This window comes from Bradyrhizobium sp. AZCC 1721, from assembly GCF_036924715.1.
Classification (GTDB): Bacteria; Pseudomonadota; Alphaproteobacteria; order Rhizobiales; family Xanthobacteraceae; genus Bradyrhizobium.
Genome location: NZ_JAZHSB010000001.1, coordinates 5857396 through 5882282, shown reverse-complemented (window position 1 = coordinate 5882282; position 24887 = coordinate 5857396). Strand labels below are relative to the sequence as shown.

Genomic DNA, 24887 nt, shown 5'->3' with positions numbered 1-24887 from the left:
TGGGCACGGCGCAGGTGCGCCTTTGCCCACCCTACGATTCTCGACGCGTGGCTCAGATCTTTCCGAGCAGCAGCAGGATCAACAGGATCACGATCACCAGACCCAGTCCGCCGCCGCCGTAATATCCGGTGCCATAGAACGGGCCGCCACCGATGCCACTGAAACCGCCGAGCAGGGCGATGATGAGAATAATCAGAATGATTGTGCCGATAGACATAAATCTCTCCTCAGCCCGAAGCGGGGCGTGTGTCTATCCTGCCTTCGCGGAGAGTAACAAGCGTGAATCACGAAAGTTCCGGTGCGGGAGGCGATCGTACGGTCGTCCCTTACTTTCGAACCGCGTACAATTACATGTAGATAGATCAGGGAGGATTTTTCAGCGATGACCAAACCGCTCGTGGTTTCCATCCCGCATAGTCTGGGCCGCGAGGAGGCGATGCGCCGCCTCAAGACAGGACTGTCGCGCGCCGCTTCCAGCGTACCGATGCTAAGTGTCGACGAGGAGCGCTGGGAAGACAACCGCATGATCTTCCACGTGCGCGCCCTCGGGCAAGGCGCGGCAGGCCATGTCGACGTCGCCGACGATCACGTGCAGGTGGAAGTGGTGCTGCCGTGGCTGTTGCAGCGCTTTGCCGAAGCGGCCCAGGCCGCGATCCGCAGCCGCGGCCAGTTGCTGCTGACCAAGAAAAACTGACGTATCAGCCGCGACGGCGCCCTGGCGCGGGTTTTGTCGCGCCATTGTACCTGGCTTTCAACACCGCGACCGGCATATGCGTCAACAGGTCTGACAGGCGCAATTGCGCAGCATCGGCGTCTGCAAAACCTTCAATCGCGTAGCCGCCGACGTTCAGCGCGGCGTCGTAGTTCTCCGGACCGGGCCAATGTCTGCCGCCATCGGGTGAACGGCGCAAACCATCGTGTGACCACGACGATCGCAGCCTCGCGGCCTCGCCGGCGGGCGAACGCGATGAAATGGTCGCGACGCGGTCCGCTAACTTCCAAGGGCTCGTAATCACCGCTTGTGAACGTATCGGCGAGCTCGGTTCGAAGCTTGAGCAGATGCCGTGTCCAGGCCAGCTTCAGATGACCGCTCGGCCACTTCTCGACCAGGCGATCCCAATCCGGATTCTCCACCGCGCCCAGTCGGCCAGCGCGTTCGGCAAAGTCGACAGGCCGCCGGTTGTCGGGATCGACCAGCGAAAAATCCCAAAGTTCCGTGCCCTGATAGAAGTCCGGCACGCCCGGTATCGTCGTCTTCAGCGTGATCTGGCTGAGCGCGTTCAGGCCGCCCAGCAACGAGAGCCGCTGCGCCAGCGTCTGCAGGGAATTCAGGAATTCGCCTGACAGCGAGGGGTCGAGGATCTTCGCGATGAAGCTCTTGACACCCGTCTCGTAGGCCACGTGGGGATTGAGCCAACTCGTTTCCTGCTTGCCTTCGCGCGCAGCCTTCAGCGCATATTCCTGCATCCGGTCCACAAACGAAGCGTCGTTCGGCTGCCATGCCCCCACCAGCGCCTGATATAGCATGTATTCGAACGCCGCCGAGGGCGCGCGCAGATCGCCATCGACGAGCAGATGCGGCGCGTTGAGCAGTTTCCATCGGGCTACCGTGCCGGTCCATTCGCCCGGAATTTCCGAAAGCGCCAGGATGCGCGCACGCGCATCCTCGCCGCGCTTGGTATCATGCGTCGCCGTCGCCGTCATGCCGTGCGGCGATGCGCCGGCGCGGGACTGCATCATCCCATGAAATTCGCCGGCCGAAAGCGCCCTTGCGGCGGGATCGCCGCCGACCTCGTTGAGGGCAAGCAGGCGGTGGTAGCGGTAGAACGTCGTGTCCTCCAGCGACTTTGCCATCATCGGTCCGGTGAACTGCTGCATCTTCAAGGCAAACCGGCGCACCCGCGGCGCGCTGTGGTGGGTACGTCCAGGCTTGATCAGGTCCATTGTCAGGGCGTCGCGCAGGAAATCGAAGATGCCGTCATCGGCGGCAAACCAGTCGGCGCGCGCCCGCTCGATCGTCCCTGCTATCAACTGGCGGTCATGCGCGGATGGGCCCGACGCTGTCAGGTAGGTGCGATAGACCGGAAAGTGCAGCACGTAGAGTTCGAGCGCCTGCCGCAGGCTGTCGGCGGAATAGTCGCGGGTGGAATAATGTCCGCTGGCAATCCGCGCCAAGAGGCGCATCAGCACCGTGAACTCGCTGGTCAGCAGCGTTTCCAGCACGCGACGTTTTGCATCTCGCAGGATCGGTTCGAGTCTTGGCGATTGGTTGCTGATCTGCCGCCAGACCTCGTCGAGCGGCTCCAGGCCGCTTCCATCGGTCAGCACATGGGTGATCGCGTTCAGCCACTCATAGCCGGTGGTGCCGTGAACGCCGGCGAACGGCGGCAGCTTTTCGTGCTCGCCGAGAATTTTCTCGACCACCACGTAGAAGGGCCTGTTCCGCCCGCCAAAGCCGTCGCGGATCAGCCGGCGCAGGCGCTGGAAATACTGGACGGGATCGCGCAGGCCGTCGATGTGATCGAGCCGCAACCCCGCAAGCTTGTCCTCCGCAATCAGCCGTTTGACCAAGCGATGGATCGCCTCGAAGGTCCCGGTGTCCTCGACGCGCAGGCCCGCCAGCGTGTTGATATCGAAGAAGCGCCGGTAATTGATGTCACTGGAAGCGAGCCGCCAGTGGCCGAGCTTGTAGTGCTGGCGTTCGAGCAGATGATGCAGCGCCAGCGTTGCAGCGGCGCGATCCGGCCCGGCCCGATAGGCTGCAAGTCCATGCGCGATGATCTCGGCGGCGCCCGTGATGCCCTTCAGCTCGGCTTTGAACGCAGGTGCTTCCTTGCGGTTGGGGCGTCGCGGCCCCTGATAGCGGGAAGCCAGCGCAAGCATGGCCCTGCCGGTCGCACTTTCCTCCGCGCCGGCTTCCTTGACGATCATACGCAGGATTTCGCCATAACGCTCCGGCGCGATCGGCAGCCGATGCTCAAAGTACCAGGCCGAAAAACTGCCTTCGCCGGCGTCGTAGCGCAATTCGATCTCGCCGTTTTCCAGCGCCTGACCGTAGGACGAGCCGATGATTGGCAGCAACACCCCGCCGCGGGCGCGATATGGCAATTGCTCCCAGTCGATGTCGAAGGAGGCCGCGTGCGGCGAGGCAGGCCCCCACTCCAGCGTGTCGAGCCACCACGGATTATCGTCAAAATGCACGCCGACATGGTTGGGCACGAAATCGAGGATCAGCCCGAGATCATGTTGCCGCAGCATGGCGCTCAGCCGCTCGAAGCCGGCTTCGCCGCCGAGTTCGGGATTGAACTGGGCGTGGTCGATGACGTCGTAGCCATGCGCGCTGCCCTTGCGGGCGCGCGTGAAGGGTGATGCATAGAGATGGGTGATGCCGAGCGCCTTCAGGTAGGGCACCACGGAAGCGGCGGCGTCGAAATCGAAATCCGCCGACAGTTGCAGGCGGTAGGTCGCGATCGGGATCGCCGGGGGCATTTTCCTATCCGATGCGCCAGTGCACCGACCATGGCGGGACGCTATTGCCCAACTCGCTACCCCAGATCAGGGTTCCTGCAGCTTCGCCGTGGCTGACGGCCTTTTCCGACAGGTTGGCGGTGAGGCGAAGCGCGGTGCCATCGCCCATGCGCCAATCGGCGGTCAGCAATCCGTTGCTTTCCGCGTCTGCTTTCCCAAAAGCTGCGCCGGCCAGCCGCGGCACAATCTCCTGCCGCCGGACCTGCAGTAGGTTTCGCACCATGGTCAGGCGTTTCCGCCCTGCCGGAGCGTCACGGCCATCCCAGTCGAGAACGGCGGAATCGCGGGTCGAAGCGGCGAGCGCGTCGGGGACTTCATCACCATATTCCGCATAGGCCCAGGCCAATTCGATGCGGCGGCCCTTCCGAACCGCGTCGGCGAGTTCGCCGCCGAAATCGCAGAAGAAGGGGAACGGGACCGTCGAGCCCCATTCCTCGCCCATGAACAGCATGGGGATGTGAGGCGCGATCAGCAGGATCTGAAGCCCCGCTTCGATCATCCGCGTGTCGGCGTTGCCTTCTAGCCGGTCACCCAGCGCACGATTGCCGATCTGGTCGTGGTTCTGCAGGAAGTTGATGAAGGCGGTCGGCGCAAGATGGCCGCTCGGTTCGCCACGCCTGACGCCGCGAAAAGCCGATGGCTCGCCCTGGTAGACGAAACCTGATGACAGCGAGCGGGCGATATCCGATCTCGGCGAACGCTGGTAATCGCCATAGTAGCCCTGCTTCTCGCCGGTCATCAGCACGCGCCAGGCGTGATGGTAATCGTCGTTCCATTGCGCGCGGTATTTGCCGTGTGGTGGGTCCTGGACGGAATCCAGGATGCTGGCGCGGTTGTCGCCGTTCTCCAGCACGAGGTGAATGTGCCGGCCGGTTTCCGCGGCCAATTGGCCGGTAGCGGCGCTGATGTCGTGCAGCAGCGACAGCCCGCCCGGTTCAACGATCGAGTTGACGGCATCGAGCCGCAGTCCGTCGAAGCGGTAGTCGCGCAACCAGGAGAGCGCGTTCTCAATCGCAAAGGCACGGACTTGCCTGACGCGATAGTCGATCGCACTACCCCATGGCGTGTGGGCTTCGGTGAAGAAGGAGGGCGCATAGCGGCCGAGATAATTTCCCTCGGGGCCGAAATGGTTGTAGACGACATCAAGCATCACCATCAGCCCGCGCAGGTGCGCCTCGTCGATCAGCTCCTTGAGATCTTCGGGACGGCCATAGGAGCTGTCGGGTGCGTACCACAAGACGCCGTCATAGCCCCAGTTGCGGGAGCCGGCGAAATCCGCCAGCGGCATCAATTCCAATGCGGTGATGCCGGTGGCTACGAGATGGTCGAGCCTGTCGATCATGGCGCGATAGCTGCCTTCAGCAGTGAAGGTGCCGACATGCGCCTCGATGATCATCGCCTCCTGCCACGGCCGTCCGTGCCAGCTTGCGGCCCGCCAGCGATACGCTTCATGATCGATCACTTCGCTCGGGCCGAAAACGTCCTCGGGCTGAAACAGCGAAGCTGGATCGGGGACATCGAGTTCGCCATCGATGCGGAATTTGTAGCGTGCGCCAGCCTTGACACCGGCAATATCGGCCGTGAACCAGCCGTCTTCGCCGCGTCTCATCGCGTGAGGCTGCTCCAGCATCACCTCGACGCGTTTGGCCCCCGGCGCCCACAGCCGAAACCGCGTGCCGTAGTTTGTCAGAAGCGGGCCGAATTGCCTGTCATTCATGCGGCGCCCGCAAAGACAAGCACCGATCGCGGCGGCGCGCTGGTTTCGACGCCCGAAGCGAATTCAGCGGCGGCCAGCACGGCCTCGGTCGTATTCAGTACCTGCTGCCAGCTCTTGTATTCGGGCATCTGCGGCAACTTGAAAGCGATCTCTTCGGGCGCAGCGTTCAGCACGATAAAGATCGGCGGCTGACCTGGTTCCAAAGGCCCCAGCACATAGGCGAGGAACCGTCCTTCCGGAAAATTCCAGTCGGCTTCCTGCATTTCCTCGGCTGCCGGCGTCAGCCACAGCACGCCGTAGGAGCCGTCCTTGCGCCGCCCGGAGAGCCAGCGCTGGTAGCGCAGTTGCGGAAAGCGCCGGCGCAGCGCGGTCATGTGGCCGACGAAATCGGTGAGGTCTTCGCCTGGCTTGCCGAGATTTTCCCAGTTGACCCAGCCGATCTCGTTGTCCTGGCAATAGGCGTTGTTGTTGCCGTTCTGCGAATTGCCGACCTCGTCGCCGGCCAGCATCAAGGGCGTCCCCTGCGCGAGGAACAGGCAGGCGAACTGGTTCCTGCGGAGCTGCCGGCGCAGCGCCACGATCGCGGCGTCCGTGGTCGGGCCCTCATGGCCGCAATTGTTGCTGTGGTTGTCGTTGGAGCCGTCGCGATTGTCCTCGCCGTTCGCCTCGTTGTGCTTCTCGTTGTAGCTGAACAGGTCGGCCAACGTGAAACCATCATGGACGGTGATGTGATTGATGCTGGCGCGCGTTGCGCGGTTGTCATGGTGGAACAGGTCGGATGAGGCGGTCATGCGGCGCGAGACCTCGCCGATCAGGCTGCCTTCGCCGCTCCAGTAGCGCCGTAGCGCGCTGCGATAACGGTCGTTCCATTCCGACCATTGCGAGGGAAACGCGCCGACCTGATAGCCGCCCAGGCCGAGGTCCCATGGCTCGGCGACGAGTTTTACGGTTGCCAGCACCGGGTCCTGCCGCACCGCGGTCAGAAACGCGGAATTGCGGTCAAAACCGTTCGGCTCGCGCGCCAGCGTGGTGGCGAGGTCGAAGCGAAAGCCGTCGACGTGGCAGACCTCGACCCAGTAGCGCAGCGAATCCATCACCATCTGCAGCACGCGCGGATGGGTGAGGTTGACCGAGCTGCCGCAGCCGGTGAAGTCGTCATAGTAGCGCGGATGCTCTTTGTTGAGCCAGTAATAGGACGCGTTATCGATGCCGCGGAAACACAGCGTCGGGCCGAGATGATTGCCTTCGGCGGTGTGGTTATAGACTACGTCGAGCATCACCTCGATGCCGGCGTCGTGCAGCCGCGCCACCGTGGTGCGGAACGCATCGAGCGCATTGTCCTGCGCATAGCGCGGCTCCGGTGCGAAGAACGCCAGCGTGTTGTAGCCCCAGTAGTTGGAGAGCTTCTTTTCTACCAGCACCCGGTCATCGATCAGGCCGTGGATCGGCAACAGTTCGATGGTGGTGACGCCGAGCCGCTTGAGATGGTCGATCATCGCCGGCGAGCACAGCCCGCCATAGGTGCCGCGCCAGCCCGGTGCCACGTTGTCGCGCCTCTGCGTCAGGCCTTTGACGTGGGCCTCATAGATGACGGTGTCTTCCCAGGCGATGTTCGGCCGTATCTCGCGGCGGCCCCAGTTGAAGGTCTCGTCGACCACGACCGCCTTCGGCATGCCGCGGGCATTGTCGCGGCGGTCGAACGAAAGATCCTCGCGCGCGCTCCCCGTTCGATAGCCGAAATGCGCGTCGCTCCACACCAGCCGGCCGGCGAGCCGCTTGGCATAGGGATCGAGCAACAGCTTGTTGGCGTTGAAACGGTGTCCCCGCTCCGGCGCATAGGGGCCGTGGACGCGATAGCCGTAGAGCTGTCCGGGCGAGACGTCGTTGAGATAGCCGTGCCAGACGTCCTCGTTGCGCTCGGGCAGTTCGATTCGCTCGAGTTCGCGGCGGCCCTGGCCGTCGAACAGGCAAAGCTCGACCTTCTCCGCATTGGCCGAGAACAGCGCAAAGTTGGTGCCCCTGCCGTCCCAGCTTGCTCCGAGGCGGGCGGGGCTTCCCGCGGACAGTCGCATGCGTCAGCTTTCCGGTACGAGAAAGATCGCAGCCAGAGGCGGAATGGTTAGGCTGAGTTCGGGGATGCTGCCTTCCAGGGTCTGGACTTCGCCGACGTTGCCGACATTGCTGCCGCCATAATGCGCAGAGTCCGAATTGAGCGCTTCCTTCCACTTGCCGGCGAACGGCACCCGGACGCGATAATTGTGATAGACGTTCGGCGAGAAGTTCACCACCACGAGGCAGCGCGCGCGCGCATCGAAACCCTTGCGCAGCCAGGCAAAGACGTTGCCGCCGGAATCGTGGGTGATGACCCATTCAAATCCCGCCTGGTTGCAATCCATCTGGTGCAGCGCCGGCACGCTGCGATAGAGCCGGTTGAGGTCGCGGATCAGGTTCTGCATGCCGCTATGGCGGTGCTGCGCCAAAAGGTGCCAGTCGAGCGAATGATCGTGGTTCCATTCGCGCTCCTGGCCGAACTCGCAGCCCATGAACAGGAGCTTCTTGCCGGGATGGCCGAACATGAAGCTGTAATAGGCACGCAGGTTCGCAAAGCGCTGCCACTCGTCGCCGGGCATACGGCCGAGGATCGATCGCTTGCCGTGCACGACTTCGTCATGCGACAGCGGCAAAATGAAATTCTCTGAAAATGCGTAATGCAGGCCGAACAGCACGTCGCCGTGATGGTGCTTCCGGTATATCGGATCCTTGCCGATATACTGCAGCGTGTCGTGCATCCAGCCCATGTTCCATTTGAAGCCGAAGCCGAGCCCGCCATATTCGACCGGCCGCGAGACCTGCGGCCACGCGGTAGATTCTTCCGCAGCCGTGGTGGCTTCCGGAAAATGCCCGAACAGTTCGATGTTGAAGCGGCGCAGGAACTCGATGGCTTCGAGGTTTTCCCGGCCGCCAAGCCGGTTCGGGATCCACTCGCCGGCGGGCCGGCTGTAGTCGAGGTAGAGCATCGAGGCGACGGCATCGACGCGCAGACCGTCGACGCCGTAGCGATCGAGCCAGAACAGCGCGTTGGAGACCAGGAAATTGACCACTTCGGTGCGGCCGTAATTGTAGATCAGCGTGCCCCAGTCGAGATGGCGGCCCTGCATCGGGTGGGCGTGCTCGTAGAGTGCGGTACCGTCGAAATAGCCGAGCCCATGCGGATCGTCGGGAAAATGTCCGGGCACCCAGTCGAGCCACACGCCGAGCCCCTCGCGATGACAGGCATCGACGAGGGCGGAAAAATCTTCCGGCGGGCCGAACCGGCTGGTCGGTGCGTACAGGCCGGTCGGCTGATAGCCCCAGGAGCCGTCGAACGGATGTTCGCTGACGGGCAGAAACTCGAGATGGGTAAAGCCCATATCTTTTGCATAAGCCGGAAGCTGTTCGGCGAGGTCGCGATAGCTCAGCCATTCATTGCCGTTCTTGCGCCGCCAGGAGCCGAGATGAACCTCGTAGATCGAGATCGGTGCTTCCAGCTCGTTGATGCCCGACGGCGCTGGGCGTGGATGCGGAATTCTGTTTTCGTCGACGACGATCGAGGCCGTTGAGGGCCGGACTTCCGCCGCAAAGGCCACCGGATCGGATTTCAGCGGCAGATGCCGTCCGTCGGAGCCGGTAATGTCGAACTTGTACCGGTCGCCGGCGCGGGCATGGGGCACGAACAGTTCCCAATAGCCGACGCCGCGCACCCGCATCGGATGCCGCCGCGCATTCCAGAAATTGAAATCGCCGACCACGTTGACTGCCTTGGCGTTCGGCGCCAGCACCACGAACGCCACGCCGTCGACGCCATCGAGTGTCATCGGATGCGCGCCGAGCTTGTCATAGATCCGCCGGTGGGTGCCTTCGCCCAGGAGATAGAGGTCGAAGTCGCTGAGCACGGGCGGAAAGCGGTAGGGGTCGTCGAGATCGACGACGTTCTCGCCGAAGCGGGCGCGGAGCTGATAGCGTTTCGATCCGTTCGGCAGCGCGCCTTCAAACAGCCCGGCATCGTGAATGCGCTCAAGCGGCGCCGTCTCGCCTTGCTCGCCGACCGCCTCCACGTTGGACGCTTCCGGGATGAAAGCGCGCACCACGCTGTGTCCGCCTTCGCTGTGCAAGCCGAGATATCGAAACGGATCCGAATGCTTGCCTTCGATGATTGCGTAGGCCTCTGCGGATAGCTTGGTCATGAGGCCTCGAAGGACGGTTGTGACAACATTCTGATAATTCCGCTCAGTGGCACGCGCAGCCATTCCGGCCGGAATGACAGTTCGTGTTCGATCTCGTTCAAGGCCTTCTCGAGCAGGAAGAAGGTCAGCAAGCCGTCTGCTGACGTCGGATCGGCCGGCCACAGCCGTTGGTCGGTCATCGCTTCGCGGTAGGCGGCGAGAAATGCAGCCGTCGCCCGGTCCCGCCATTCGCCAAGCGCCGCGCCGAGCTTGCCGTGGTCATCGTGGGCTACTTTGAGCGCGCGCTCAAGGGCTGCGGTCGCCGAATAATCGATCGAGCGGATCAGGCTTGCGATGTCGCGTGCTGCGGGCATCTTGCGCCGGCGTTCGGCGATACTGCGCCGCGGCGCGCCTTCGAAGTCGACGATGAAGATGTCGTCCTTGACGATCAGCAACTGGGTGAGATCGAGGTCGCCATGGCCGCGAATGTTGGCGACGTGAGCCTCACGCAGCAGCAGCGTTTCCAGCCAATCCGGCAGGGCCGGCTGCAACGCCAGCACCTGATCGGCCAACGCTCGGTCGGCTTCCTTCAGCGTATCTCGCCGCTGCCGAAGCGCATCGAAGACGTGCCCGGCGCTGCGTATTAGGTCGTCGACCCAGCGCTGCACGTCGTCGCCGCCGGTCGGCTCGGGCGCGAATTCGGCAAGCTCGCCGTTGCTGGCCAGCGCAACATGGAGCTCGGCCACGCGCCGTCCGGCTTGCGAGATGTAGCGCAGATAAGGGATCTCTTCTTCGCGCTCGCCGGGATGGATGCTCGCTGCGAGCAGGCGCTGCTCCTCGACGAAGCGATCGAGATAGGCCGCACTCACGGTCCAGAGGTCACCCTGATTGGCGATGAAGGCGTGAACGACGCCGACCGCGCTCTTCTCGTTGCCCTCGACCAGCTCGGCGCTGCCGAGCAGCGCCGGCGCGTTGGGAAAGTTGGCGACATCAGTCAGGAAGCGTCCCATCTCGATTTCAGGACTGGGACCGACCTGAAGTGTCCGGTAGATCTTGACGACATAGTCATTGTCCACCAGCGCTGTGCTGCGCGGCAGTTCGGATTCAATGGTGCGGATGTACTCGGGCTGCCGGATCGGCTTGTCGCCGAAGCGGCCGGTCGGGCGGAATTCGAGCCGCAATCCCTGTTCGCTCTCGTCCACCGTCAGCGATTGCTGCAGATTGCGCAAAAATAGCGCGACGAAGATCTGGTCGGTGGCAACGTCGAGCAGCGTTCCCTCGCGCGCGCCCTGGCGAACGGCGGCCAGCGCATGCGGATTGTAGCGCTCGCGGTCGAAGCGCACCCATTCGATCTGCATCGGCAACACGTAGCGCGTGGTGACGCCGCGCTGCGTCGTTTCGAAAAAAGCAAGCCACGGCCGGTTGTCGCCGATGTCGCAAAATGGAATCGCCGACGTCAGTTTCGGATGGATCGCCTTGGCCGAGCGTTCCGGGTACCAGCGGCTGCGCGCCAGATGTCCCGGAAGTACGTCGCGTTCGAACACGCCGCGCTCGCGCGCCAGCGATACCCAGGTCGCGTTCAACGGTACCACCAGCGTTTCAAATTCGGGCACCGCGCGCTGCGGCACCGGCGCCGATTTGTCGGGCTCCTGCAGTTCGAACCAGTAGAAGCCGTAAGGCGACAGCGTGATCATGTAGGGCAGCTCGCCGATCGCCGGGAAGCGCGTGCGGCCGAGCATTTCCAGCGGGATGCGGTCCTTGAAGGCGGAGAGATCCAGTTCGGTAGCCTGAGCCGACCGCGACAGATTGGCGACGCACAGAATGACCTCGTCCCCGTACTGGCGCACGTAGCACAGCACGGAGCGGTTTTCCGGGCGGATGAATGTCATGCTGCCGCGGCCGAAGGCGATCGTGGATTTGCGGACCGCGATCAGCCGCTTGGTGGCAGAGAGCAGCGAGGAGAGGCTGCGCGACTGCGCCTCGACATTGACGGACTCATAGCCATAGACCGGGTCCATGATGGTCGGCGCGTAGAGCCGCGCGGGGTCGGAACGGGAGAAGCCGCCATTGCGATCCGGCGTCCACTGCATCGGGGTGCGGACGCCGTTACGGTCGCCGAGATAGATGTTGTCGCCCATGCCGATCTCGTCGCCGTAATAGATGATCGGCGTGCCCGGGAACGAGAACAACAGCGAATTCATCAACTCGATCTTGCGTCGGTCATTGTCCATAAGCGGCGCCAGCCGCCGCCGGATGCCGACATTGATGCGGGCCCGGGGATCGTTGGCGTAGGTCGACCACAGGTAATCGCGCTCGACGTCGGTGACCATTTCCAGCGTCAGTTCGTCGTGGTTGCGCAGGAACAGCGCCCACTGGCAATTGCCTGGAATATCCGGCGTCTGGCGCAGGATGTCGGTGATCGGAAAACGGTCTTCCTGCGCGATTGCCATGTAGATGCGTGGCATTAGCGGAAAATGATAGGCCATGTGGCATTCGTCGCCACGGCCGAAATATTCCTGTACGTCCTCCGGCCATTGGTTGGCCTCGGCCAGCAGCACCTTGCCTTTTGCGTAGGCATCGAGTTCGCTGCGCAGCCGCTTGATGACGGCATGCGTCTCCGGCAGGTTCTCGTTGTTGGTGCCGTCGCGCTCGCAGAGATAGGGAATGGCGTCGAGCCGGAAACCGTCGACCCCGGTGTCGAGCCACCGCTTCATCACCTGCACCAGCGCGCTCACCACGCGCGGATTGTCGAAATTGAGATCCGGCTGGTGCGAGAAGAAGCGGTGCCAGTAGAACTGGCCGGCTTCCGGGTCCCAGGTCCAGTTCGACTTCTCGGTATCGGTGAAGATGATTCGCGTGCCCAAATATTTCTGGTCGGTATCGCTCCAGACATACCAGTTGCGGGCAGAGGAATTCGGGTCCGAGCGGCGGGCGCGCTTGAACCAGTCGTGCTGATCGGAGGTGTGGTTGATGACGAGCTCGGTGATGACCCGCAGGCCGCGCTTCTTGGCCTCCTGGATGAAGCGCCTGAAATCCTTCATCGTCCCGAAATCGGGGTTGATGTCGCCGTAGTCGGCGATGTCGTAGCCGTCGTCGCGGCCGGGGGAGGGATAGAACGGCAACAGCCACAATGTGGTGACGCCAAGGTCCTGCAGGTACCCAAGTTTCTCCGTCAGCCCGGCAAAGTCGCCGATGCCGTCATTGTTGCTGTCGGCGAAGGCCTTGACGTGCAACTGATAGATGATCGCATCCTTGTACCAGAGCTCGTCGGTGGCGACCTCGGCGGCGGGCAGCTGCTTTGCTTCGACCACAAGGCTGCTATCCGGATTCAGCGGATAGGAGCCGTCGATAGGAAGGGAGACGCCGGCGTTGGAGCTCTCGGCGGTTTGCGCTTTTTTGTTCACGGTGATGCCATTGCCATGGAAATGACGTCCCCGTTTCGTTTGCAGAAAGGGAGACGTTCCGGACATAGAGATAGAAAGCCGCTCGGCTTGCTTTGGTTCCAGCGGAACCGTTGGCGGGCCCGAACGTTAGACACCGTCTATCTCCTTCCCGTAATTGGACAATTTCGCGACATCGGTTTGATGTTTGCGTGCAAAGTACGTGCCGAATGGATCTTTTCGCCCAAGCTAAAGCCCTGGGAATTCAAACCGAATTCCTGGATGGTCAGGGTAATCGCCGTGTGACAGACGCGGCCGCCCTGAAAATTATCCTGGATGCCCTGCCGCCGCAGGCGCCGGGGCCGCTGGTCGGCCACCCGGTCGTGGTCCGGTCCGGACGGCCGTCGCGAACCGAAATCCCCACAGCCACGCTCCCGGCGGAGTGGAAAATCGTTGCGGATTCAGGAGTTATCGCCAAGGGCGAGAGCTCGGATCATGCCATCGACTGGCCTAGGGACCTGCCGCTCGGCATCTACCGGCTGCAGTTGAGCGATGCCGCGAGAGTCGAGGATGTGCCGCTGATTTCGGCGCCGGAACGGGCGTTTGGCGGCGAGTTCGACCGCTGCTGGTTGCTCGCGGCCCAGCTTTACGGCGTCCGCTCGGCGCGCAATTGGGGCATGGGCGACTTCACCGACCTCGCAAGCCTGATCGAACTCGCCGACCATCTCGGGGCCGACGGCGTCGGCCTCAATCCCTTGCACGCTCTGTTCGACGATCGCCCGGGCGATTGCAGCCCGTATTCGCCAAACAGCCGGTTGTTTCTCAACGCGCTCTATATCGACGTTGAAAAGATTCCCGAATTTCAACTCGATTCCGAAACGAGCGAGGCGCTGGCGCCGTTGCGGGCACGCGCCGTCGTCGATTATGTCGGCGTCGCCGGTTTGAAGTGGCGCGCGCTTCGCTCCGCCTTTGCTGCCTTCAAGGCCGGCGCCAAACCGGCCCGCCAACAGGATTTCGACAAATTCCGCTCCGAGTGCGGTACCTTGCTGTCGCATTTTGCTTGCTTCGAGGTACTCCGGCACAAATTCGGCAAGCCGTGGTGGGAATGGCCGGAAGAGTGGCGGCAGCCGGACGACGCCAGATGCGCCGCATTGCGCGAGGGCGCGGACGCCAGTGAAATCGAATTCGTCGAATTCGTGCAATGGACCGCGGACCGGCAGCTCGGCGCGGCCAGCGATCTGGCGAAGAAGCTCGGCATGAAGGTCGGGCTCTATCTCGACGTCGCGGTCGGCGTGCAGGCCGACGGGTTCGATGCCTGGAACGAACAGGTCGCGATCTCTCGCCATCTCGGCGTCGGCGCGCCACCCGATCCGCTCAACACCGCCGGCCAGACCTGGGGTCTTGCCGGCTTCAATGCGGCAGGGCTCGAGCGGCAGTCCTTTGCGCCGTATCGCGACATGCTGCGCGCCTCGATGCGGCACGCCGGCGCGATCCGGCTGGATCATGTGCTCGGGCTGAAGCGGCTCTATCTGGTGCCGCAGGGCTTCACCGCACGCGACGGCGTCTATGTACAGATGCCATTCGAGGCGCTGCTCGCGGTAACCGCGCTGGAAAGCCTCGCGCATCGCTGCGTCGTGATCGGCGAAGACCTCGGCACCGTGCCGGAAGGGTTTCGCGACCAGATCGCCGATTGGGGCATCTGGTCGTATCTCGTGATGATGTTCGAGCGCGACGACCACGGATCGTTCCGCAGCATCGATCATTACCTGACCAACGCGCTCGTCACCTTCAACACCCATGATCTCTCGACCTATGCCGGCTGGCGCTCGTTCGGCGATCTCAAGCTGAAGCGTTCGCTCGGGATCGATCCGGGCGAGAGCGACGATGCGCGCTGGCACGCGCTTGCCATGCTGGATGACGTGCTGCGGCATCACGCCATCTACCGCAACGATCTCTATTCGGTCGCGAATTTCCTGGCGCGGACCAAATCGCGGCTGCTCGCGGTCTCGCTGGAGGATCTGCTTGGGTTGGTCGACCAGCCTAATATCCCCGGCACCGTCAACGAGCATCCGAACTGGCGGCGGCGGCTTCCGGTGTCGATCGAGGAGATGACGTCCACGGTCGACATCGCCGCACTCAAGGCGGCAACCCATGAGCGGTCGCGCGCCGCGATCTGACGAGTTCGAGAAGGAAGGCAGAGCGGGATGACAGTTGGAAGAAATGCCATTCCGTTCTGGCGGTGAATCACCTTGTCGTGCCGGATCGAAGACTACGGGTTGATCGGCGATTGCGAGACCGCGGCACTGGTCGGCCGCGACGGATCGATCGACTGGCTATGCTGGCCGGCCTTCGATTCCGACGCCTGCTTTGCAGCCCTTCTAGGTACCCACAAGCACGGCCGCTGGCTGATCGCACCGGTGGAGGAAGTCACCGGCACCTCGCGCAACTATTGGGGCGACACCCTGATCCTGCAGACGAGGTTCGAGACCGCTGGCGGCGCGGTCGAGCTGATCGACTTCATGCCGCCGCGCGGCAACGCCTCCGATGTGGTGCGGTTGGTACGCGGCCTTCGCGGCCGGGTCAGGATGCACATGCAGCTTGTCATCCGCTTCGGCTTCGGCACCGATATTCCCTGGGTCAAGAAGACCGAGGACGGCTCCGCCCTGCTCGCTATTTGCGGGCAGGACATGACGGTGTTGCGCACCCCGGTGGAAACGCGCGGGGAGGACCTGACGACGGTCGCCGATTTCGAGGTCGGCGAGGGCGATACCGTCCCCTTCGTGCTCACCTACGGCCCTTCGCATCTGCCGGTGCCCAAGCCGATCGATCCTGCCTATGCATTGCAGGATACCGAAGCGTTCTGGACCGAGTGGAGCAACCGTTGCACCTATGAGGGCGAATACCGCGCTCTCGTGATGCGCTCGCTGATCACGCTGAAGGCGCAGACCTATGCGCCGACCGGCGGCATCGTCGCTGCGCCGACGACCTCGCTGCCGGAAAAGCTCGGCGGCGCCAGGAATTGGGATTATCGCTTCTGTTGGCTGCGCGACGCCACCTTCACGCTGCTGGCGCTGATGAACTCGGGCTATACCGAGGAAGCTTCCGCCTGGCACCATTGGCTGTTGCGGGCAGCGGCGGGTTCTCCCGCCAATATGCAGATCATGTACGGCATCATGGGCCAGCGGCGTCTCCTGGAATGGGAGGCCACGTGGCTGCCCGGCTATGAAGGCGCACGTCCCGTGCGGATCGGCAACGCCGCGCATGCGCAACTGCAGCTCGACGTTTACGGCGAATTGATCGACGCCTTTCACCAGTGGCGCGTGGCCAAGCTCGAAATGGATGAAACGAGCTGGGCGCTGGAATGCGCCGTGCTGCAGCACCTTGCAGAGCGGTGGGCCCAACCGGATCACGGCATCTGGGAGCGCCGGAGCGCGGGCAGGCATTATGTCTCGTCGAAAGTAATGACCTGGGTCGCGTTCGACCGCGGCATCAAGAGCGCGGAAACATTTGGCTTCAAGGCGCCGCTCGAGAAATGGCGCGCGCTGCGCGACGCCATTCACGCCGACGTCTGCGCGAAGGGCTTTGACTCCGAGTTGAACGCGTTCGTCGAGTCATACGGCTCGAAAATGCTCGACGCGAGCATCCTGTTGCTGCCGTCGGTGGGATTTCTGCCGCCGGAGGATCCCCGTGTGCGCGGTACGCTTGTCGCGGTCGAACGGCATCTGATGCGGGACGGTTTTGTGCTGCGGCACGACCCGCGGGAAGTCCCGGCGGAGAAACAACCGGCCGAAGGCGCGTTCCTCGCCTGCACGCTCTGGCTTGCGGACGCGTATGTGCTGGCTGGCGAATTCGGCACGGCGCAGGAGTTGTTCGCTCGCGTCGTCGCAGTTGCCAACGACCTCGGCCTGTTGGCCGAGGAGTACGATACGGTGGCCGGTCGCCAGACCGGAAATTTCCCGCAGGCGCTCACGCATATCGCGCTGATCAACACCGCGCAGAACCTCAGCGTGGCGAAGAAGTCGACCGAGAAGCCGGCGATGCAGCGCTCGAAATAGCGGGCGAGGTCCCAGCCGGTCGCGCGAGCCGGTACTCATCTTCGCCGCGGCAGGCTAGGGCTGGTGAGCCTGCCTTCATGGAGGAGACGGCGGTCGGGCACCGGCTCGCGCTTGCCGATCGTGCCGGCCGACAGAAACGGATTCGCCGCGCGAAGACTTTGAGAGTTCCTCGATTTATCCTTCAGACGGGCTTGATACGCCGGCTCTTGCCTATCCGAGCCGCAGCACCGTCTCGATCGCCGCCGCAAATCCGTCGCGCTCGTTGCTGTCTGTGACGTGCGTCGCGTGCTTTTTGACGTCTTCGGCCGCATTGCCCATCGCAAACGAAACGCCGCTTCGGGCAAACATCGGAAGATCGTTCTCCATGTCGCCGATGGTCGCGACCGCTGCCGCCGAAATGCCGAGTCGGCTGATCATGGCGTCCACGAAGGTGCCCTTGTTGTGACCGGGCGGCGTGACATCGAGATAATAGGTCTGTGAGCGGACCGCGACGACCTCCCGGCCGAGCGCCTGCTGCATTGCCACCTCGCAACGCTGCAACAGCTCAGCATCCGAACTGGCGCCGACGATCTTGCAGGTCTCCGCGAGATGCGGCGTGAAGTCGGTGACGATGGTAGGATTAGCCTTGATGGCCAGCTTCTCGTGCGGGACGTACTCGCCGTCGGGATTGCGCGTGTACCAGCGCTGATTGGTGAACAGCCAGATATCCACGCCGAAAGCATTAAGCACGTCGAGGCTGCGCCGGGCCACGGTTGCCCCGATCAAATGCTGCTCGATCGGTTTGAGCCCGGCATCGACGATCGAGCTGCCGTTGAAGGTGCCGACGGGAAGCGCGATCGAAAGCGGCTCGATCAGAAAACCCATGCCGATGGTCGGCCGGCTGGAGACGATGGTGAAACCGATGCCGGCCGCATGCAGCTTGCGAACGGCCGCCTTGGCGCCATCGGTCAGGATCTTGTCGTGCGTCAACAGAGTGCCGTCGACGTCGGAAACAACGAGCGCGATACGTGTCATTGGGGGACCAGGTTCAATTGACGGACGATGTCATCCACGATGTTCTCGACCGGGGCATCGATCGATACAGTGATCGGCCGCTCGCCCGCGCCCGGCGGCTCCAGCGTCCTGAATTGGCTGGCGAGCAGGCCCGGCGGCATGAAATGTCCCTTGCGGGCGGCAAGCCGGGCCGCGATCAAGTCCTGCGTTCCGTCGAGAAAAACGATGCGGACATCGTCGCGACCATGCACGAGAATGTCGCGATAGGCGCGCTTCAATGCCGAGCAGGCGATCACGGCGTGCTCGCCGGACCCTGAGAGGCGGTCGATCTCGTCGGCGATTGCCCACAGCCACGGCCAGCGGTCCTCGTCGGTCAGCGGGTGGCCGGCGCTCATCTTCACAACATTGGCTGGCGGGTGAAACCGGTCGCCGTCCTCGTAGCGCCAGCCGAGGCGTCTTGCGAGACGATCGGCGATGGTGCTCTTGCCCGAACCGGAAACGCCCATCACCACCAGCGCGCTGGGAGTTCTATCGCCCACCAAAATCCTCCGGAAGCGCATCCCGGTCCACCAGCCAGACCGTCTCGCCGGTGGATCGCGCACGGTTGGCAGGCAGGTTCTCGCGTGCAAAGAGGCGCGTCAAGATCGCATGCTTCTCGGTGCCGGCAATCTCGAACAGCATTTCGCGGCAGGAGGCAAGGGTGGGCAGCGTGAGGGTGACCCGCGGGACGAATGGCTCGACATTCGCGCGTGGCACGCCGACCACCCAGCGCGCGGTCTCATCGAGCGCGGGATCGCCGGGAAACAGCGATGCGGTGTGGCCATCGGGACCTACACCCATCAACACGAGATCGAACAAGGGGTTGGCTTGATCGAGCGTGTCCGCCCCATAGAACGATTGCAGTTCCCGTTCGTAAAGTGCGGCGCAGCGGTCCGGATCGGTCGGGTCGGCGGTCGCAGTTGGAATCGGATGAATGTTTGCCGCCGGCGCGCAGCTATCCAGAAAAAGTTCTCGCGCCATGCCCATGTTGTTGAGCGGATCGTCTGCCGGCACGAAGCGCTCGTCGCCAATGAACCAGTGCACGCGCTGCCACGGAATCCGGCTGCGATAGGCATCGGTTGCGAGCAATTGATAAAGCTGTCTGGGGCTCGATCCGCCGGTCAGGCAAATCGCCACGCGGCCAATATTGGCCTCGATCCTGGCGAGCACGCGATCGGCCGCGGCCTCGGCCAGTGCGGCCGGATCGGCGACCGCGATCACGCGGCGATTGTCGTTCGCTGTCATCGCTCACCCGAGCTTTCGCCAGCTTCGGCCTTCGCGGGTCAACAATTCGTTCGCTTCCTGCGGACCTTCGCTGCCGGCCTTGTAGGTCTGCAAGCCCTCGGCCCCTACCTTCTTCCAGGCGTCGAGGAATGGTTGCACCGCCTTCCAGCCGGCCTCGACGCTGTCGGCGCGCTGGAACAGGATGTTGTCGCCGGTCATGCAGTCATAGATCAGCGTCTCGTAGCCGGTCGAAGGCTCAGCCTTGAAATAGTCCTTGTAGCGAAACTTCATCTCGACGCCGTCGATAAGGATCGAGGGGCCGGGCACCTTGGTATTGAACTGCAGCGCGATGCCTTCGTTCGGCGCGACCCCGATCACGAGGTAATTCTGCGCCAGCCGTTCCACCGGCGTGCAGTTGAACATCGCGAACGGCGCCTGCTTGAACTTGATGGCGACTTCGGTGCGCTTGACGCCGAGCGCCTTGCCGGTGCGCAGATAGAAGGGAACACCCGCCCAGCGCCAATTGTCGATGATTAGCTTCAGCGCCACATATGTTTCGGTCGTACTGCCGGCCGCGACGTCTTCGATTTTGCGATAGTCCGCAATCTCGCTGTCTCCGATCCGGCCGGCCAGATACTGGCCGCGCACGGAATTCCGCAGCGCCTCGGCCTCGCTCTGGAGCTGGATCGCTGCCAGCACGTCCGCCTTTTCGGTGCGGACCGAATGCGCGTCGAACCGGATCGGCGGCTCCATTGCGACCAGTGACAAGAGTTGAAACAGATGGTTCGGCACCATGTCGCGCAGCGCGCCGGTCTGGTCGTAAAAACTGCCGCGGTGGCCGACGCCGAGCTGTTCGTTGACCGTGATCTGGACATGGTCGATATGGTTGCGATTCCAGATCGGCTCGAACATGCCGTTGGCGAAGCGCAGCACCAAAATATTCTGCACCGTTTCTTTGCCGAGATAATGATCGATCCGGTAGATCTCGTGCTCATCGACGAGCTTTAGCAATTCGCTGTTCAGCGCCTTGGCGGAAGCGAGGTCAGTGCCGAACGGCTTTTCCACCACCAGCCGCCGCCACGCGCCGTTCTCGGCCAGCATGCCGGTGCGGCCTAGCTCGCGGCTGATCGGCAGGAAGGCGTTCGGCGGCGTTGCCAGGTAGAACAGGCGGTTGCCGCCAGTGTTTCGCGCGGCTTCCAGCTCGCCGAGCTGCTTGCTCATCGCGTCGAACGAAGCCGGATCCTTCGGATCGGCTTCGATGCAGGTCAGGCAGTCCAAAAGACGACGCGAAATCGCATCCTCCACCGGTCGGGTCGCGAACTGGCGCAGGCCCTTCATCAGGCTCTCGCGCAGCCTGTCGCTCGTCATGCCCTTGCGAGCGACGCCGACCAGGCAGAACCTATCCGGCAGGAGATCGCTGGCGGCAAGATTATACAGGGCAGGGACGACCAGTCGGTGCGTGAGGTCGCCGGTGACGCCGAAAATGACGAAGGAGCAGGGATCGGGCTTCTTCTGCGTTGTTTGACCGACCGCCATGAGCGCTCACACCTTCGCAGTGGGCTTCTTCGGCGGCTCCTTGTGGCCGCCGAAACCGGCCCGCATCGCGGAAAGAATTTTTTCCGCAAAGGTGTGGTCCTTGCGCGAACGAAAGCGCGCGTAGAGCGCCGCCGTCAGCACTTCCGCCGGCACAGCTTCGTCGATCGCGGCGTTGACCGTCCAGCGGCCTTCGCCGGAATCTTCGACAAAGCCGGAGTAGGTGTCGAGCGTCTGGTTTGCCGCAAGCGCGGAAGCGGTGAGGTCGAGCAGCCAGGAGGGGATCACGCTGCCGCGCCGCCACACTTCAGCGATGTCGGCCATGTCGAACTCGAAACGATGCTCCGGCGGCAGCGCGTCGATGTTAGCGTTCTTCAGGATATCAAACCCTTCGGCATAGGCCTGCATCAGGCCGTATTCGATGCCGTTGTGGATCATCTTGACGAAGTGTCCGGCGCCAGACGGCCCGGCATGAATATAGCCCTGCTCGACGCGCGGGTCGCGGCCCTCGCGTCCCGGTGTGCGCGGAATGTCGCCCGCGCCCGGCGCCAGCGTCTTGAAGATCGGATCGAGCCGGTCGACCACCATCTTATCGCCGCCGATCATCATGCAATAGCCGCGTTCGATGCCCCAGACGCCGCCGCTGGTGCCGACGTCGAGGTAATGCAGGCCTTTTGCCTTCAGCGCCGCGCCGCGGCGGACGTCGTCCTGCCAGAACGTATTCCCACCATCGATGATGACGTCGCCGGGCTGCATCAGCTTTGCCAATGCCTCGATGGTCTTCTCGGTGATCTTGCCTGCCGGGAGCATTACCCAGGCGGTGCGCGGCTTCTCCAGTTTCGCCACGAAATCTTCCAGCGTGTCAGCGCCGGTTGCGCCTTCCGCCGCGAGTGCGGCGACCGCCTTGGCGTCCTTGTCGTAGACCACGGCGGTGTGGCCGTTCTTGATCAGCCGGCGGACGATATTGCCGCCCATCCGGCCGAGGCCGATCATGCCGAGTTGCATATCCTGACTTCCCTAACTGAGCGCCTCTGCGATCGCAGCATCAAGCGCCGACAGCCCCGATCCGAGATCGCCCTTGAGATGGACGCGCAGCGCGCGCCTGCCGCGTTCGGTGAGCACGTCGAAATCGCCGCGCGCCTGCGCCGCCTTGATGATGCCGAAACTCGCCTTCTGTCCGGGCACCGGCAAATCCTCGGCATCGTCGGCCGTGATCTGCAGGAACACGCCGCTGTCGGGGCCGCCCTTATAGGTCTGGCCGGTCGAGTGCAGGAAGCGCGGGCCGAATTCGGCGCAGGTCGCCAGATGATGCTTGTCGCGCACCGCAAGCCGCATCTTTTGCAGCGAGCCGATCGTGCCGGGATTGCGCGCGATATAGGCCAGCAGGGCGACATAGTCGCCGCCGTCGGAGCGCGAAAGATGCGCTTTGACCCAGGAGCCGAGCGTGCCGTCGGCGCCAGCCTTGCGCAGCTCGGCCGCATTGTGCTCGTCGGTGTAAAGATCAGCCTCGTCGGTCGAAATCACCGGCTCCTCCGCCGGCAGCGATCCGGTCTTTTCGAACGCACCCGTCAGCTCGCGCGTCTTGATCTTGGCCGCTTCTACGTCGGGCTGATTGAACGGATTGATGCCTAGGATCGCGCCTGCGACGGCGGTCGCCATCTCAAACCGGAAAAACTCCTGACCGATATGGTCGATCGACTTCATGACGATGCGAACCACGGGATGTCCGGCCGCCTCGAGCGCCTTGAGCCGATCATCATGCGAGGCGTCGTCCTCGCCCTCGGTCCGGATATCGATGAAGAAGCGGTCGTCGCCGTAAAGCGAGGGGTCGCCGAGCGGCTCGCCATCGATCGGGATCAGGCCCTTGCCCTCCTTGCCGGTGGATTCGGCGATCAGTTGCTCGGCCCAGGCGCCGAAATCCGCGACCTTCTCCGACGAGGTGATCGTCACCTTGTCGCGGCCGTCGAGGCCGGCAAGACCCATCGCCAGTCCGAGTTGCACGCCCGGATTTTCGTGCGGCGGCACGTCGGCGCCGCAGGAACGCACCATCGCGAGCGCGTGCGTGATCAGGCTGCGGACGTCAATGCCGGCGGCAGCCGCCGGCACCAGTCCGAACGGCGACAGCACGGAATAGCGTCCGCCGATTGTGGGATCGCCATGGAAGATGCGGGCAAAGCCTTGGCTGATCGCGACCTTCTCCAGGGACGAGCCGGGATCGGTGACCGCGATGAAGCGATGGCCGGCCTTGTCCTTGCCGATAGTCTTGGCGACGCGATCGAAGAAGTAATCCTTCATCACGTTCGGCTCGGTGGTGCCGCCGGACTTGCTGGAGACGATGAACAGCGTGTGGGCGAGGTCGACGGTCTCCTCCATCGCCTGCACCTGCGCGGGATCGGTGGAATCGAGCACATGCAGCTTCGGGAAACCGGATTTCTTGGCAAACGTCTCGGCCAGCACCTCTGGTCCGAGGCTCGATCCGCCCATGCCGAGCACGACCGCGTCGCTGAAATTCTGCCCCTTCACGCGGCGGGCAAAATCCTCGTAGTCGGCAATGTTGGCGGCGGCCGCGCTGTTCAGCCAGCCCAGCCATTTGTTCTCGTCGTCGCCGGTCCAGACCGACCTGTCCTTTTGCCACAGCCTTCGGATTTTGGCCGACGCGCGCCACTCCTCGGTGCTCTTCTCGACGGCCTTGCCGATGCCATCGCCGAACGCGAACTGCTGCCGGTCGATGCCGCCGCCGAGCGAGGTCGCACGCTTGTATGCGACCGCGCCATAGAGCTTGTCGGCAGAGTCCGCGAACAGCGTGACGCCGTCCTTGACCAGCTCGGCCGTGATGGCGTCGAGCGAGATGCCGGATTTTTCGAGCTCTTCGAGCACGTGGCGCGCGTCCTCGATATTCTCCTCGAGACTGTCTCTCAGCCTGCCATGATCGCGGAATGCATCGAGCGTTGCCGGCGGCACGGTGTTGACGGTGTTGGGACCGATCAGCTCCTCGATATACAGCACGTCGCTGTAGTCCTTGTTCTTGGTGCCGGTGGAGGCCCACAACAGCCGCTGCGGCCTGGCGCCCCTGGCGGCAAGCTTCTCCCACCGGGGGCCGGCGAACAGCCGCTTGTAGTCCTGATAGGCGAGCTTGGCGTTGGCGATGGCGACCTTGCCCTTCAATGCGCTCAGCCGCTCCTTCTCACCGGGGTCATTGGCTCTCGCGATCTTCTCGTCGAGTTGCTTGTCGACCGCGGTATCGATACGACTGACGAAGAAAGATGCGACGCTGGCGATGTGAGAGGGATCGCCGCCGTTAGCGACGTATTTTTCCAGGCCCGCGATGTACGCCTCCGCCACGTCGCGATAGACGTGTTGCGAGAACAGCAGTGTAATGTTGATGCTGACGCCTTCGCCGATCAGGTGTTCGATCGCGGGCAGGCCTTCCGGCGTGGCCGGCACCTTCACCATCAAGTTCTGACGCTTGACGTCCTTCCAGAGCCGTTGGGCTTCCGCAATGGTCCCCTTGGTATCCGTTGCCAGATAGGGCGAGACCTCGAGGCTGACGAAGCCGTCATTTCCGTTCAAATGGTCGTACACCGGGCGCAGCACGTCGGCGGCGTTCTGGATGTCTTCAACGGCGAGCGCCTCGAACAGTTCGGCGACGGGGCGGTCGCCCGCATTCAGAGCGCGGCTGATGGCACCGTCATATTCGTCCGAGCTGCCGATCGCCTTTTCGAAGATCGAGGGATTCGACGTCACGCCCTTGACACCGTCGGTATCGATCAGCGCCTTGAGGTCGCCCTTGGCGACGAAGCCGCGGGCGAGGAAGTCCAGCCAGACTGCCTGGCCATGGTTTTCGAGTGCTTTGACGGGATTCATGGTGCCTGTTCTGTTCGATCGGTCGATTTTTGGGCTTCCGGCAGCTTTCGGGGGCAGGGCCGGAAAGTCAATATTTGGTTGGGCATACAGCCGGATGGAATGGGAGCTGTCCGGGACGATAACGCCAGTGGCTCCGGTTCGATCCCGGAAAAGTCCGTTCTTGCCCGCCGCGAGACTGGCGGGTTGGTCGAACCAGGGTTCGGAATGGCGACACCGACGGGCACATTGCACGAAGTCGTGAAGGAGCCCGTCATGGCGCCGTTTTCTCGCATCCGGGCTGTCTCGCGATTTTGTGCGGCCTGGATCAGAGCACAAGAAGTATTCAGCGCGATGGAGCGGCGAAAGTGCGGCG

Annotated in this window: 14 protein-coding genes and 1 pseudogene; 3 read left to right on the top strand and 12 right to left on the bottom strand. The window is 63.2% G+C overall.

All coding sequences use genetic code 11. From position 1 onward, the window contains the following. Positions 1 to 52 precede the first annotated feature (52 nt). Entirely contained in the window at positions 53 to 217 is a 165-nt protein-coding gene (locus tag V1273_RS28130) for a DUF3309 family protein (RefSeq protein ID WP_065727178.1), read from the bottom strand. 165 nt (positions 218 to 382) lie between these two features. Here V1273_RS28130 and V1273_RS28125 point away from each other — a divergent pair, with 165 nt between their 5' ends. After that, positions 383 to 694 (top strand): polyhydroxyalkanoic acid system family protein, encoded by a 312-nt coding sequence (locus V1273_RS28125; RefSeq protein ID WP_334364582.1) that lies wholly within the window; start codon positions 383 to 385, stop codon positions 692 to 694. A 4-nt stretch (positions 695 to 698) separates the two neighbouring features. Here V1273_RS28125 and treY read toward each other — a convergent pair. The 5 genes and pseudogenes from treY to treS all read right to left on the bottom strand — a co-directional run bounded on the left by treY (position 699) and on the right by treS (position 12758). Continuing rightward, positions 699 to 3489 (bottom strand): annotated as a pseudogene (treY, locus tag V1273_RS28120) (malto-oligosyltrehalose synthase). A gap of 4 nt (positions 3490 to 3493) precedes the next feature. Beyond that, on the bottom strand, positions 3494 to 5245 hold the full coding sequence (gene treZ, locus V1273_RS28115; protein WP_334364580.1) for a malto-oligosyltrehalose trehalohydrolase: 1752 nt from the start codon (positions 5243 to 5245) through the stop codon (positions 3494 to 3496). Continuing rightward, complete coding sequence (gene glgX / locus V1273_RS28110; protein ID WP_334364579.1) at positions 5242 to 7317, bottom strand: glycogen debranching protein GlgX; 2076 nt, start codon at positions 7315 to 7317, stop codon at positions 5242 to 5244. The genes treZ and glgX overlap by 4 nt, the downstream gene beginning before the upstream one ends. Positions 7318 to 7320: 3 nt before the next feature. Then, a complete protein-coding gene (gene glgB / locus V1273_RS28105; protein WP_334364578.1) occupies positions 7321 to 9468 on the bottom strand; it encodes a 1,4-alpha-glucan branching protein GlgB in 2148 nt (715 codons plus the stop codon). Next, positions 9465 to 12758 carry a maltose alpha-D-glucosyltransferase gene (treS, locus tag V1273_RS28100; RefSeq protein ID WP_442893771.1) on the bottom strand — a complete coding sequence of 1098 codons (3294 nt, stop codon included), beginning with the start codon at positions 12756 to 12758 and terminating at the stop codon, positions 9465 to 9467. Before treS ends, glgB begins: the two co-directional genes overlap by 4 nt. Positions 12759 to 13057: 299 nt before the next feature. On the opposite strand from treS, the gene malQ reads away from it, so the two are divergent. Beyond that, positions 13058 to 15004 (top strand): 4-alpha-glucanotransferase, encoded by a 1947-nt coding sequence (gene malQ, locus V1273_RS28095; protein WP_334411576.1) that lies wholly within the window; start codon positions 13058 to 13060, stop codon positions 15002 to 15004. Between the two features lie 72 nt (positions 15005 to 15076). Continuing rightward, on the top strand, positions 15077 to 16882 hold the full coding sequence (locus tag V1273_RS28090; RefSeq protein ID WP_334411575.1) for a glycoside hydrolase family 15 protein: 1806 nt from the start codon (positions 15077 to 15079) through the stop codon (positions 16880 to 16882). A 210-nt stretch (positions 16883 to 17092) separates the two neighbouring features. Here V1273_RS28090 and V1273_RS28085 read toward each other — a convergent pair whose 3' ends face one another. From V1273_RS28085 to V1273_RS28060, 6 genes are read right to left on the bottom strand one after another with little or no spacing between them, the layout of a single operon-like run. After that, positions 17093 to 17896: a Cof-type HAD-IIB family hydrolase gene (locus V1273_RS28085; protein ID WP_334411574.1), complete on the bottom strand. Its 804-nt coding sequence runs from the start codon at positions 17894 to 17896 to the stop codon at positions 17093 to 17095. Then, positions 17893 to 18435 (bottom strand): gluconokinase, encoded by a 543-nt coding sequence (locus V1273_RS28080; RefSeq protein ID WP_442894116.1) that lies wholly within the window; start codon positions 18433 to 18435, stop codon positions 17893 to 17895. Before V1273_RS28080 ends, V1273_RS28085 begins: the two co-directional genes overlap by 4 nt. After that, positions 18404 to 19159, bottom strand: a complete 756-nt coding sequence (gene pgl, locus V1273_RS28075; protein WP_334411573.1) for a 6-phosphogluconolactonase — start codon at positions 19157 to 19159, stop codon at positions 18404 to 18406. The genes V1273_RS28080 and pgl overlap by 32 nt, the downstream gene beginning before the upstream one ends. A 3-nt stretch (positions 19160 to 19162) precedes the next feature. Then, positions 19163 to 20674, bottom strand: coding sequence for a glucose-6-phosphate dehydrogenase (zwf, locus tag V1273_RS28070; protein WP_334411572.1), 1512 nt, complete (start codon positions 20672 to 20674; stop codon positions 19163 to 19165). 6 nt (positions 20675 to 20680) lie between these two features. After that, positions 20681 to 21676: a phosphogluconate dehydrogenase (NAD(+)-dependent, decarboxylating) gene (gene gnd, locus V1273_RS28065; RefSeq protein WP_334411571.1), complete on the bottom strand. Its 996-nt coding sequence runs from the start codon at positions 21674 to 21676 to the stop codon at positions 20681 to 20683. Positions 21677 to 21688: 12 nt separating this feature from the next. Further along, the gene (locus V1273_RS28060; RefSeq protein WP_334411570.1) at positions 21689 to 24535 is read right to left on the bottom strand and encodes a bifunctional transaldolase/phosoglucose isomerase; all 2847 of its coding nucleotides are present in this window, start codon (positions 24533 to 24535) and stop codon (positions 21689 to 21691) included. Between the last annotated feature and the right edge of the window lie 352 nt (positions 24536 to 24887).